Annotated in this window: 12 protein-coding genes; 2 read left to right on the forward strand and 10 right to left on the reverse strand. The window is 55.4% G+C overall.

The window, feature by feature from the left end; genetic code table 11:
• Positions 1–95: 95 nt before the first annotated feature.
• The gene (locus G5B47_RS22580; RefSeq protein ID WP_165103172.1) at positions 96–1,175 is read right to left on the reverse strand and encodes a bifunctional 3-deoxy-7-phosphoheptulonate synthase/chorismate mutase; all 1,080 of its coding nucleotides are present in this window, start codon (positions 1,173–1,175) and stop codon (positions 96–98) included.
• 528 nt (positions 1,176–1,703) lie between these two features.
• On the opposite strand from G5B47_RS22580, the gene G5B47_RS22585 reads away from it, so the two are divergent.
• A complete protein-coding gene (locus G5B47_RS22585; RefSeq protein ID WP_165103175.1) occupies positions 1,704–2,336 on the forward strand; it encodes a LysE family translocator in 633 nt (210 codons plus the stop codon).
• On the opposite strand, the gene G5B47_RS22590 is transcribed toward G5B47_RS22585, so the two are convergent.
• Entirely contained in the window at positions 2,333–3,775 is a 1,443-nt protein-coding gene (locus tag G5B47_RS22590) for an amino acid permease (RefSeq protein WP_165103178.1), read from the reverse strand. The two genes, G5B47_RS22585 and G5B47_RS22590, sit on opposite strands and share 4 nt — an antisense overlap.
• 188 nt (positions 3,776–3,963) lie before the next feature.
• Here G5B47_RS22590 and G5B47_RS25765 point away from each other — a divergent pair, with 188 nt between their 5' ends.
• On the forward strand, positions 3,964–4,134 hold the full coding sequence (locus G5B47_RS25765) for a diguanylate cyclase domain-containing protein (protein ID WP_165103181.1): 171 nt from the start codon (positions 3,964–3,966) through the stop codon (positions 4,132–4,134).
• Positions 4,135–4,242: 108 nt separating this feature from the next.
• Here the strand turns inward: G5B47_RS25765 and G5B47_RS22600 are convergent, their stop codons facing one another.
• The 8 genes from G5B47_RS22600 to G5B47_RS22635 all read right to left on the reverse strand — a co-directional run bounded on the left by G5B47_RS22600 (position 4,243) and on the right by G5B47_RS22635 (position 12,972).
• The gene (locus G5B47_RS22600) at positions 4,243–6,498 is read right to left on the reverse strand and encodes a PAS domain-containing hybrid sensor histidine kinase/response regulator (protein WP_165103184.1); all 2,256 of its coding nucleotides are present in this window, start codon (positions 6,496–6,498) and stop codon (positions 4,243–4,245) included.
• 189 nt (positions 6,499–6,687) lie between these two features.
• Positions 6,688–7,095, reverse strand: a complete 408-nt coding sequence (locus G5B47_RS22605; protein WP_165103187.1) for a response regulator — start codon at positions 7,093–7,095, stop codon at positions 6,688–6,690.
• A 137-nt stretch (positions 7,096–7,232) separates the two neighbouring features.
• On the reverse strand, positions 7,233–7,907 hold the full coding sequence (locus G5B47_RS22610) for a Na-translocating system protein MpsC family protein (protein WP_165103190.1): 675 nt from the start codon (positions 7,905–7,907) through the stop codon (positions 7,233–7,235).
• 274 nt (positions 7,908–8,181) lie between these two features.
• Positions 8,182–9,246: an ABC transporter substrate-binding protein gene (locus tag G5B47_RS22615; protein WP_165103193.1), complete on the reverse strand. Its 1,065-nt coding sequence runs from the start codon at positions 9,244–9,246 to the stop codon at positions 8,182–8,184.
• A 50-nt stretch (positions 9,247–9,296) separates the two neighbouring features.
• The gene (locus G5B47_RS22620; RefSeq protein WP_165103195.1) at positions 9,297–9,629 is read right to left on the reverse strand and encodes a 4Fe-4S dicluster domain-containing protein; all 333 of its coding nucleotides are present in this window, start codon (positions 9,627–9,629) and stop codon (positions 9,297–9,299) included.
• On the reverse strand, positions 9,626–11,233 hold the full coding sequence (locus tag G5B47_RS22625; RefSeq protein WP_165103198.1) for an FAD-dependent oxidoreductase: 1,608 nt from the start codon (positions 11,231–11,233) through the stop codon (positions 9,626–9,628). Before G5B47_RS22625 ends, G5B47_RS22620 begins: the two co-directional genes overlap by 4 nt.
• A 39-nt stretch (positions 11,234–11,272) precedes the next feature.
• The gene (locus G5B47_RS22630) at positions 11,273–12,151 is read right to left on the reverse strand and encodes an ABC transporter permease (RefSeq protein ID WP_328804633.1); all 879 of its coding nucleotides are present in this window, start codon (positions 12,149–12,151) and stop codon (positions 11,273–11,275) included.
• Positions 12,152–12,174: 23 nt separating this feature from the next.
• Entirely contained in the window at positions 12,175–12,972 is a 798-nt protein-coding gene (locus G5B47_RS22635) for an ABC transporter permease (protein ID WP_165103204.1), read from the reverse strand.
• Positions 12,973–13,027 lie beyond the last annotated feature (55 nt).

The following is a 13,027-nucleotide window of genomic DNA, read 5'->3' on the forward strand; positions in this document are numbered from 1 at the left end:
GGCTTGAAAGGGAGTCCGGCCCAGTATTCATGACAAAATCGGGAAACCTTCATCCGCCGGCTTCTAAAGTGCGGTCTCGGCACGCTCTGCGGGCATTATTGGCGGTAAAGTCCGGACGCCTTCACTTCGTCGAAGAACGTGTTGAACTCGTCGAAATTAAGCTGCTGCGCCGCGTCGGACAGCGCCGTCGCCGGATCGGGATGAACCTCGACCATAATGCCGTCGGCTCCCGCCGCAAGGGCAGCCTTTGCGCATGGTGCAAGAATGTCCTTGCGCCCGGTGGAATGGGTAACGTCGACCAGCACCGGCAGGTGGCTCTCCTGCTTCAGAATCGGCACGGCGGAAATGTCGAGCGTGTTGCGCGTCCATTTCTCGTAGGTGCGGATGCCGCGTTCAATCAGCATGACCTGCGTATTGCCGCGGGACATAATGTACTCGGCCGCGTGCAGGAACTCCTCCATCGTCGCCGCGAGTCCGCGCTTCAGCAGTACGGGTTTGTTCACTTCGCCCGCCGCCTTCAGCAGCTCGAAGTTCTGCATGTTCCGCGCGCCGATCTGAATGATATCGACATAGTCGAGCGAAGGCTCGATATGCGCCGGGTCCACGATTTCACTGATGGTCAGCAGGCCGTATTCATCTGCGGCTTCGCGCAGGATGCGCAGTCCGTCCATGCCAAGACCCTGGAAATCATACGGCGAGGTGCGGGGCTTGAACGCACCGCCGCGCATAACGCGCACGCCCGCCTTTTGCAGCGCCGCGGCTACCGCGCGGGTCTGCTGCTCGCTCTCGACCGAGCAGGGGCCGGCCACCATCAGCGAAGCGCTGCCGCCGACCACAACGTCTCCGGGAAGGAGAATAACCGTGTCTTCCTTGCGGGTCTTGCGGCTGACAAGCAGGCTCTTCTTATGCTCGGCGCTTTGCAGATCAAGCGATGCCTTGAAGATCTGCTTGAACAGCGTGCGGATCGTGCTTTCCGTGAACGGTCCCTTGTTCTCGGCAACGAGCTTATCCAGCATCTTCTTTTCCCGTTCGGGATCGAATTTCGGTACGCCCTGCTTCTCTTTGACAGCTCCAATTTCACGGACAATCTCCGCCCGCTCCGAAATCAGCGTAAGCAGCTCGCTGTTGATCTCATCCAGCCGGTTTCTCAGGTTTTCCAGTTCAGCATTACTCATAACTATTTCTACACTCCTTCTTATTCTTTTATAACAACGCAAAAAAGCTCTCCGTCAAGGGACGAGGAGCCGTGGTACCACCCTTATTTAGAGCCGTTCTTCACAAGGCGAAGGAAATCAGCTCTGTCTTTAGCCCGGTAACGCGGGGCGCGGAATTCCCTACGCATGCCAAGTAAAAAGGCACTTCAGGAACCGACTACGAAGTGAACTTCGGCGGCAATCGTATCCGGGGCAGCTCTCAGTCTTTGGCATGCCTTCCCTGTTCGGACCCGCAGGTTTACCGCTTACTCTCTTCGTCAACGTCTTTGCTTTATGATTACGGATGCCGTCCAGACGGCAGCGAGTCGTTTCTTCTGGTATCTTAATGGATATTGTCGCCCGATGCAATGGTTCTGACCAACGCATTAAAGCATTAATACTGCAAAACTTTATCTTAAGTCCCTTTTCCCAAAAAATGTAGTACATGTCCACTCCGCCGAATAGGATAAGTTGTACGCAACCCATCCGGCTTAAAGAGGAGACGAAACCGTGGACATTTTTATCGGCTACATTTTTCTTGGCATATCGCTCTCGGCACCTATCGGGCCCATTAACGCCGCACAGTTGGACAAAGGTATCCGGAGCGGCTTCTGGCATGCCTGGCTTGTCGGGCTCGGGGCCATCTGCGCGGACATTTTATATATGCTGCTTGTCTATTTCGGCGTCATTCAACTGCTGGAGTCCCCGTATGTCAAAGCTTTTCTTTGGCTGTTCGGTTTTTTGGTGCTGGTGTACACCGGAATCGAGAGCATTAAGGATGCCGGCCGCAACACGTTCCCGGGGCAGACAAGAGATGATGCCAGCCTTAGCAAATCGCTGCTTTCCGGATTTCTGATGTCCCTGTTCAATCCGCTGTCGATCCTCTTCTGGCTCGGCATTTACGGTTCTGTACTGGCCAAAGCGGCTGCGGAGTACCCGATGCGTCAGCTTCTCTTTTACAGCGGCGGCATCGTGCTCGGGATTCTTCTCTGGGATATCAGCATGGCGGGAGCGGCCAGCTTTTTTCGCAGATTCTTGACCGCCCGCGTATTAAAAGGCTTGTCCATCCTATCCGGGCTGGCGCTGATCGGCTTTGGGCTGTACTTCGGCAAGGAAGCGGTCAGGATTATCTTTTTCCACTAAAGCCGCGATTTGCGCAGCCAAATGCCCTTGATCCGGAAGCTGGGTCCACCGCTTAACCGCCCATGCAGGGGAGCAGCAGCCGGTGTTTCCGGCTTGTCCTCCTCTGTTTCGTCGCCGCTGCGCCTTTTGCGCATACGCTGGACAATTGCGTCGCAGCCCGCAATAAGGGCCACAAGCAGCAGGCTGACGAAGAAGCCCGGCCGGCTCTCGTGATGAAAGATCGTCCCGGATACCGCCGCAGCGATCAGTATAAGCCCGCACCAGCGCTTGACGCCGCTGAGTCTGAAGGGCTTTAACAGCCTGGCTGAAGACAGCAAAATAAACGACCAGTTGTAGAGCAGCATAAGACCCGCAGCCGTGGTGATGTATTCATACACCTTTCCCGGCATCAGGCGAGACATGACGATGGTCGCCGCAAGACCTGCCGCAATCAGGCTCAGCGCGGGCACCGGATATTTGTTCTTCAGCTTCCGCGAGAACAGCTTGGGAGCGTCTCCCTCCTGCGCAAGCGTGATGATCATGGAAGTGACGGCATAGAGCGAAGCGGTCATCGTGGAGAAGCCGGCAATGATCAGTACCCCGTTAAAGACATGGGGAACAAAAGCCAGATGGTCGCTGCTTAAGGCCAGCACGAACGGGCTCTCCTTCGAATTAAACCGGGAATGGGGCACCATGATGATCGCCAGGGCGATCGACAGGACATACACGCCCGCGAGCAGAAGCAGCATGATCTTCCCAGCTTTCGGGGCTTCCTCCGGCTTCTTAAGCCGGTAAGACATAATGCCGAGCGCCTCAATTCCGCCATAAGCGTAAAAGGCAAAGATAAAAGACGACCACAGCCCCATCCCGCCGCTTGGAAACCATTCTTTGGCCGTCAGCGGCAGATTCGGCTTAAACCGCCCTCCATCGATCCACCCCATAAGCAGCCCCGCCGCCAGTACCAGAAACATGACGATCGCGGCCATTTTGACTACGGCAAGCACATGCTCCACCCGGTCAAAGCCCTTATTGCCGAAAAAGACAATAATCAGGCCGAGCAAACCGAAACCGGCGGCGAAAATCCACATCGGAACGGAAGGGAACCAGAACCTTGAGAATATGGACAACGCCGTAAGCTGACTCCCCATAATGAGCAGCTCGGAGCACCAATACACATGCCCGCTTCCGAATCCCGCCCATCCCCCGAATGCCTTCTGGGCATAGGAACGGAAAGAGCCCTGCTCGGGATGATCAGCGGTCATTCGGGACAGCGCGTCGAAGACGACGTAGGTTCCGGCTGCAGCCAGAAGATAAGTAATCAGCACAGACGGTCCGCCAATCTTAATCGCAAGGCCAGAACCGAGAAAATAGCCCGTGCCGATCGTTCCCGCCACCCCGAGCAGGGACAACTGCCACCATTTGAGCTTTCCGCCGCCTTTTGAAGATGATTGATTGTCCATAATTCCATCCTCGCTTGAAGTAAATTGCATGCTGAATTTAGAATGCCTATGTTTGGCTTTTTTCATGTGCAAGCTATTAATATTCTAAAGATGATGGCCGAAGCGGACCGGACCGGCCTGAAAGTATTGCCGTCCGCTGGGGCGGCGATGAATTTTAACTCTGCGGGCTCTGCTCCGGCTATGAAGAGGTGGAAGCCATCAAGCACCGGCTTAAATCGGCGATTGTCGGATTGTCTGCGGACATGAATCTGCCTGTCAATATTTCCATGGGCTACGCCCTTTATCCTGACGACAACTCCACCCTCTCCGTACTGATCACTCTGGCCGACAGCAATATGTATAACGAGAAAAAGGCCTAAGGCTGGCTCTATCCGCAAAAAAAAGAGACGATAACGATTAACCGTTACTCGTCTCTTCGCTTAACTTTCAGAGCTGCCGGGTTCCCGGTCCAGCTCTCCCGCTGCTTCTCAAAAAAACTTCCCGATCATTTTCCGGATCGTCTCGCTTCTTACCGGCTTGCTGATATATTCATCCATCCCCGCCGCCAGACAACGCTCCCGGTCATCCTTCAAGGCGTTGGCCGTAATTGCAATAATCACCGGAATCTTCTCCGGTGGGAGCGTGTCCTTGACAACCTTGACCGCTTCCAGCCCGTTCATGCCCGGCATCTGGACATCCATAAAAGCAAGATCGTATCTCTCGCCGTTCAGCGCGTAAACAGCCTGAAGCCCGTCAGAAACGATGGATACGGAATGGCCCCGTTTCTCCAGCATTTTTCTCAGGACAATCTGGTTGACTTCATTATCCTCGGCCACCAGAATCCGCAGAGAGCGGTCCGATCCTCCTTCGCGCGGCGTATCCTTTACCAGTCTGATCCTGCCCTGCTCAGCCTTCCGGAAGACGACCGTAAACACGAAGGTCGTTCCTTGCTCCGAATCCTCAAGTCTGATGCTGCCGCCCATCAAGCCGACCAGTCTTTTCGCGATGGCAAGTCCCAGTCCCGTTCCCTCATACTGCCGCTGCATAAAGCGATCCGGCTGGTAGAACGGCTCGAACAGCCTTTCCCGCTGATTCTCCGGGATGCCGACGCCGGTATCGGATACCTTGACTTCAAGCTTTACCTGATCCCGGCCGATGATTTCTGCCACCCGTACCTGGACGGTTACTCCCCCGGTATTGGTAAATTTGACTGCGTTGCCCACTAGGTTCATCAGAATCTGCTTCAGACGTTCGCTGTCCCCTCTCACAAATTCCGGGATCTCCGGATCGACTGAAATCCGCAGCGTCAGTCCCTTGCTCTCCGCTTTATGGGCAAGCACCATAACCGCCGATTCGATGCACGGCCTCAGTTCAAAACGTTCCTCCTGCAATTCGGTGCGTCCCGCTTCGATTTTGGAGAGATCGAGAATATCGTTGATGATCGAGAGCAGCGTATCGCCGCTTTTTCGAATGATCTCCAAATACTCCCGCATGGGAGAGTCGGGCGGACTCATATCCAGCAGCAGGTCCGCCATGCCGATCACTCCATTCATCGGAGTGCGGATTTCATGGCTCATCACCGCCAGAAACTCGCTTTTGGCCTGATTCATGCTCTCGGCGAGTTCCTTTTCAATCATCAGCTTTTTCTGCTCGGTTATATCTTTGGCGATAATATAAAAACCGGATTTGGTATTGTTAATAATAATGGGCGCTACCGTCGCAATGACTTCGACATAGTGGCCGTCCTTATGGCGAATACGGTCGATATCTTTGAACGTATGCTCTGCCGAAAAAGCGAGAATGTCGTCTACATACTCTTCTCCGACAAGCATCGACACATTCATTCCGGTCAGTTCCGAGATGCTGTATCCTGTCATCTGACAGACCCGCTCATTCCCGTTGATCATATTCCCCAGCAAGTCGATCGAGATGATCGCATCGTGATTATATTTTTTCAGCGAGGTGTATCTCTCCAGCATTTCCTGCAGCTGCCGCTCCACGACTTTGCGCTCTGTCATATCACGTCCGACGGCCAGCACATTTCGGCTATCCCCGTCCTCCACAATACGAATCGTGAAATCAAGCCATATGTAGCGGCCTTCCTTATGCCGTACGCGCAGCTGGACGCTTTGGCGTTTCATCAGCTCCGGGCTGGTGACAAGCTGCACATCATCCGGATGCAAAAGGTCATAGTTTCGCTTCCCGAGCAATTCCTCCGGCTGATACCCGAGTAATTCAGAAATGGAAGGGGAGCAGTACAGGCACACCCGGTCAATCGAAGTGTAATAGATGATATCTCGCATATTGGCGGCAATGGAGCGGTACAGCTCGTCATCGCCAGGCAGTCCTTTTGGGTACGGGACATCCGGCTTGGAGACAGGGAGCAGATTGACAATGAAATACCGGGACGACTGAACCTCGGACTCTTCGATTAACGTCAGCCGCAGCCGCACCCATACAGGCTCCCCTTCCTTTGAAACCATCCGAAGCTCTTGATCCTGGAAGGTAGCAGTTCCTTCATTTAGAAGCCGAATCATCCGTTCCGCTGCAGGTACATCATCCGGGAGTATTACGCTTGTGAAGCTGCGCTCAAGCAGTTCTTGTTTGCTAAGCCCAAGAATGCCGGTAACGGCAGAATTGATGTCTGTCCATTTCGCATCGACGGAAAGAAAGCCTTCTCCGACAGCCGCCGTCAAGAAAGCCTGTTCAAAACGGGAATAGCCATCCGTATATTTTCTCAGCAATTGCTCCACCTGCCCGTCTGTGGAATGAAAAAATATGTTGAAATTTATCATTTAAAAACTTTATTATTAATATCTTGTATATCCGGGCGAAAGTCAAATGCAAATCCCGTTCCTTTCAGCCAATCCGAGCCTGCTGCCTGCGGTTTATCATCATGCGCTCCCCCAGAGCTTTCTTGTTCCAGATGATGTTCAGCAGCCGGTAAAACGGCCTGCTCCCCCGGCAAGCAGATTAAGTACGGTTTCTGTGAATGTTCTTACATGAATCGGCTTGGTAACATACCCCGCAAACCCCGCCTGCTGAGCTTTGGCGATATCGGACAATTGGGCAAATGCGCTGATGGCCAGGACCGGAACATGGCGCGTGTATTCCCCGTGCCGCAGGTGTTCCAGCGTCTCAAATCCGTTCAGCCCCGGAAGGCCAATATCCAGAATGATGAGGTCCGGCCGCTGCTGCTTTGCCATTTCAATTCCGTGCTCCCCCGTTTCGGCTTCCAGAAGCAGGACGTCAGGCAGATTTTTTTTGAAAAGATGATGAATCAGCGCCATATTCAGCGGATTGTCTTCCACATACAGGACCTTTTGCGAACGTACTTCCATTCACTTTCCCCCTTACAGCGGTCCCGGCCATTCCAGGATTTCCGTAAAAATGAAAAAACCGAAGAAAGGGGACTATCCCCTTCCTTCGGCTTATGTTCGGCTCATTTGCATGTCCGACTCATTCCCGCCTGAACCATCTATGAATTGAACGTAAACGCGATAACGCTGTTATCTTTATTGAAATCCCAGTCCACATAAATATCGGCCAGTTCCTTGCCGAACAGCTGCGCAATGGTGGTGGTCTCCAAATAACGCTTCTCCATCTTTCGCTTGGTCGTCTTTAGTGTATTCTCGTAGCCAAGATCGATCAGCTCTTTCTCCAGCGGAATCAGAATACCTTCGCGTTTGACGATCAGGGTGCGGGGATTAATCCACCACGAGGTTGTCCGGTCCGGGAACCTTTGTACCTTGCGGCTTACTTCATTAATCTGGTTATGAACCTCGTCCTGTCCCTCATAGTCGTCCGTGAAGGCTTCACCGCCCTTGATCAGAGCCACAATCATACCTGATGCATTATGTATACCCCAATCATAAAAAATCTCTGTAATCTCTATCTTCATTTCGCTCTTTATATATGAGGACAATTCGGGAAGAAGAGACTTCATCAGCAGCTCTCGAGTGTAGCGAAAGGCCTGCTCCTCCTCTTTACTGAGCAAGAAACGCTCTACCGGTCCCATAAAATTTCGGATGTGCAGCGCAATGCATTGCTTCGCAATTGAAGCGTATACGGACTCGGGACCTCTCCCGAACCGCTCTCTAAGCAATCTTCCCGTGTAACTGGAAAGCTGTCCCGCCAGGTCTATAGTACTCATACATTTTCCTCCAGCATCAATTTCTCTAGTTTCTTGGCAAGCCCTGGGGGAGGCAGTCCGTCTGCTGAAAAAACGGTATGCTAACTAAGTATAATATCTTCCGGGCGCTTCGTATATAGAAAAATACACCCGGTTTTGCGGGACGAGGTCCATGCTTCCAAATGCCTCTGTCCGTTCGCCAAAAATGAGGAGGTTACCGCATACACAGAAGGACAGGCCGGTAAAATCCGGCCTGTCCTTTGTATTCAATCCTGATTTCGAACCGAAGGAAATGCTATTTCAGCTGCCAATCGCTGATGTTGAAATCTTTTTTGGCCAGCTTTTCTTCCACCAGGAAGTTCTTCGTGCCTTCAAGCAGCGAAAGTCCGTCATCCGTAAAAGCGGTATCCTTCAAATCTTCGGTCGGGCTTACCTGCTTGACGATATCCGGCGTAGTGTTCCCGATCTCGGCAAGGAACTTGTAATATTCATCCTGATGCTGCTTCAGATCGGCCAGCGCTTTCTCGCGCGCCTCGTTCCAGACCTTCGGGAAGTCCGGGAATTTCGCCAAATAATCCTCCGAAACCACGGTCACGCTGGAGCCAAGAAGATCAGGGTGCTTGGAGGAATCGTCCAAAGCCGGATACCCGTCGGAAATTTGCTTGACCGCCTGAACGCCGGTATTGGTCGTCGCATCGATGTCGCCGCGCGCTAGGGCCGCGGTAGCGTCCGGAATGAGCATATGCACGAGCTTGTAATCCGTCACCCCTTCTTGCTTAAGCAGTCCCACAAGATAGCGGTGCATGAAAGATCCCTTCTGGGTGGCTATGGTCTTGCCCTGCAGATCCTTTACCGTCTTCGGGCCATCCTTCTTGCCAATGATATAGCCGACCGTATGGGCAGATCCTTGGCCGATCAGGCGGGTCTTGGCGCCGCCGGCATAAGCGATAATGGCGGGTGTATCGCCAAGCGACCCGAAATCGAGCCGGCCGCTGATCAGCGATTCCGTCTGGTCCGGTCCATTCGGGAAGCTGGTCAGCTTCACTTCCGTAATGCCGTGTTTCTTGAGCTCCTCCTGAATGATGCCCTTATAGAAGCCCCAGCCTTCCGCCCCACCGGGAAGATTCAGCTTGTTGGCCCCGATGAAGCCGTAATTCAGCACCGAAGGAACACTGCTCTTGGCGCTGTTCCCGCTGCCCGCCGCCTCCGCCTTATCCGCCTCTCTCGTACTGCTGCCTGCGGAATTCCCGCCGCTTCCGCAAGCGGAAACGGCCAGCATCATCACGACCATACTTGCGAGAAGCACGAAGCGAAAGCCCCGTGCCCAGCCCCCCAGAATCTCTCTATACACCTTTGCCATCCTCTATTCTCCCCTTATAATAGGTATTTGCTCCTGCGAGCCTTGGGCAGCTAGAATGCTGCCCGGTGCGATAACTGAACCATAAAGCTATGGCTGGCCACAGGCGTTCTTCCTCTTCCCCAGCCCACTTTCTCCCGGTACCCGCCAAGTAGCCCCTGCTCCGCAACCTCCGTTTCCGTAATGCCTGTCGCAGCTTCCGAGTCCGGCGCCACATACAGGGCATCCACCGGGCAGTACAGCTCGCACATAAAGCAGGTCTGGCAATCGCTTTGCCTTGCAATGACAGGAACCTTGCCGCCTGACTGGTCGAACACGTTGGTCGGGCAGACCGACACGCATTGATTGCAGCCGACGCACCGGTCCGCGCTGATGACTTCAATCACGACAGCACACGCTCCTTTGCCGACAACTCGGGCTTCACCCAGACGGTATCCAATCCGCCGCTGATTAACCGGTAATGCTGGTTGTCATCGATCGCTTTGTGGTCCTCGCGTTTATGCATGCCTCTCGTTTCCGTCCGGGCGAGCGCCGAGGAGTACATCCAGCGGGCCGTCGCTGTCATGGCCGCCGTTTCCCGGAGCTTCACGCCTTCGGCAGTAAGCTCCACTTCCTGACCGCGCTGCTCTTTCCACAGCCGGTCGAGCCGTCCGAGGGAAGCCTCCAGGCGTTCCCCGGTACGGAACATATTGATGTCGTAAGGCGCAACCTCCGCCTGAACGGCAGCGGTGTATTCCTGTGCCCGCGAGCCTGCTGCGGGCCTCACTTTCTTGTGCGTCAGCTCGGAGGAGGAAAGTCCGACCGGCGCGCGTCCCGCTGCATGCCGGCCAAGGCTCAGCGCATAGCCGGCGGCTCCCTCTCCGGCGAAGGAGCCGGAGGACATGGCCCAGGCGGCATTGTGGCTGCCGCCGCCGGTGAAGCCGCCGCAGATCAGCTCGCGGGTTGCGGCATCCCCGGCGGCGTAGAGTCCGGGCACGCCCGTCCCGCAAGACTCATCCGTAATCCGGATGCCGCCGGTGCCGCGGACAGTACCTTCCAGCCGAAGCGTTACAGGGAAGGCGTCCTTGAACGGATTGATGCCGAGCCGGTCAAAGGGCAGGAAGAAATTCGTCTGCGCCACCCGCAGGAGGGGCTGCAAATCCTCTGGCGCCTGATCCAACCGGGCGAAGACCTTCCGCCCCGCCAGGAGATTCCGGGCAATGACGGAGCGCCCTTTCTTGGAGCCCGCGCCTTCCACAACGGTTCCGTCCTCATAATAGAAGCTGGCATAACTGTAATACGCCGTCTTGGTTACGGAGGAGAATGTCGGGCAAATGGCATAGGCGTTGGAGAACTCCATCCCCGACATCGCCGCGCCCGCCTCGGCGGCGAGCAGAAGCCCGTCTCCGGTCAGCACGTTGCAGCCCAGCGCCTTGCTCAGGAACGCGCAGCCCCCGGTTGCGATTACAACCGCTCCGGCGATGACCCTCCACGGTTCCCCGCTCTGCGTCTGCACGCCGGATGCGCCGGCTACGCCGTGCCCGTCCGCCAGCAGCTCCAGCGCCGGGCTGTGGTCAAGAATGGTAACGCCCGCCTTTTTCACCAGCTTGCGCATCAGCCTCATATATTCCGGCCCCTGCAGACTGCGGCGGTGGGGATTGCCGAATTCATCCACCGGGAACGGGTATCCCGACAAGCTGAGCCGGTTCATATTCTCATACGTCCGCTGAAGCACCCGGTCCATCCAGCTGTTCTCCGCCAAACTGCCGCCCAGAATGAAACGGCTTGCCTTTGCTTTTTCGCGAAGCTCCTTATCGGGCTCCACATACCAGACGCCCGTACCGGACGGAGCGGTAGCGCCGCTGGAGCCGCAATAGCCTTTGTCGGCCAGCACAACCTTGGCCCCTTTGGCCGAAGCGGTCAGCGCGGCCCAAGTTCCGGCCGGACCTCCGCCAATGACGAGCACATCCGCTTTTAACTCCAGTGAACCCTTTTTTACCGTTTCATTCATTGTTGTTACCTCCTCCGAAATCTTGGTTGTGGAATGGATTTATCCCCGGTAGCTGTCCCGCCAGAATAAAAACCTGCGCTCCAGTACCCGGAAAATCGAATCAATCAGCTTACCGACGAAGGCGAAAATGAGAATCCCGACAAAGATAACTTCCGTACTGGAGTTTTGCTTCGCTTCATTAATAAGGAAGCCGACGCCCGATTGCGAGCCGATCAGTTCGGCAACGACCAGGCTGATCCAGGCCACCGCCAGCGACAAGCGCAGGCCCAGAAGAATGTTCGGCAGCGCCCCCGGAAGGATAAGCCGCCGCAGCTGCTGGTACGGGCTGAAGCCAAGTACCCTTCCGACCTCCAGCAGCTTATGGTCCACATGCCGGATGCCCATAAAAGTATTGAGGTAAAGCGGAAAAAAAGAGCCGCTGATGATAATGGCCACTTTGGACACTTCCCCGAAGCCGAACCAAAGGATGATCAGCGGGGCAATCGCCAGATGGGGAACTAGTCGCAGCACCTGAACGCTCGGGTCAAGCAAGTATTCGGCCCTGCGGAACAGGCCTGTCAGGATGCCAAGCAGCAGGCCCGCTGCTCCGCCGATCAGAAAGCCGAGGAACGCCCGTTCAAGGCTGACCCCGAGATGATGCGCAAGCTCGCCCGATACCGCCAGGCGGGCAAAAGAGCGGACGATGGTAAGCGGTGTCGGCAGAAATTCCGGCGATACCCAGCCGGCGCTTCCGGCGGTCTGCCAAAGCGCAACCGTCAGTATCGGCAGTATCGCGCCGGCCCCGAGGTCGGATAGATACGGCTTCCAGGAAACCGGCCGGCGGGATGCCGCCGCTGTTCCGCGCACCGCTTTGAACCTGCTTCTTCCTTCCCTCACGCCCGTTCCAGGCTGGGCAATAACTTTGGCTCCTTCACTCACTCTCATTCTCTCCTTTCTATCCGCTATAAGCTTGCTTTCCAGCGGAGCAGCCGATGTTCAATCAGACGCATGGCCGTATCGCTCAGCAGACCGCAGACCGCGAAGATGATAATGCCGACGAACACCACCGGCGTATCGGCAAACTGGCGGGCGTCCGACATCATATAGCCGATCCCCGATGTGGACGCAATCAGCTCCGCAACGACCAGACCGAGCCAGGAGAGCCCGGCCGACAGGCGGGCGCCAAGCATAATATGCGGCACCGCTCCCGGGAGCACGAGCTTGAAAATCTGCTTCGTCCTGCTGAAGCCAAGCACCCGGGACACCTCGAACAGCTTGTTATCCACACCGCGAATTCCCATAAAGGTGTTAATATAGAGCGGGAAAAACGCAGCTTTGGCAATCAGCAGCACCTTCGATTCCTCCCCGATGCCGAACCAGAGGATGAACAGCGGGACTACCGCGAGGCTAGGAATCATCCGGATCATCTGCAGCGAAGGATCAAGCAGCTTCTCCGAGCGTCTGAACAGTCCGACCAGAATCCCAAGTGTAAGCCCAAGCCCCCCGCCGAGCAGAAAACCGAGCAGGACCCGAACGGCGCTGACCCGGAGATTGCTCCATAAATCCCCCGAGGCCGCAAGTGAAGCAAAAGAGGCGGCTATCGTATACGGCGTCGGAAACAGCAGATCCGAAATCAAGCCGTAATGCCCCAGCGCCTGCCACAGCGCCAGAACGGTTACCGGCAGCAGCAGACCGAGCAGGACTTGAGCCCCCTTTCCGGGCTTGCCTCCGGCTTCAATGGCGGCGGCACGGTTGCTCATGAATCATTCCCTCCTTCTCTTCGAATAAAATATATAATTCCAATCAGTTAAATCG

This window comes from Paenibacillus apii, assembly GCF_011043685.1.
In the GTDB taxonomy this organism is placed as follows: Bacteria; Bacillota; Bacilli; order Paenibacillales; family Paenibacillaceae; genus Paenibacillus_AQ; species Paenibacillus_AQ sabinae.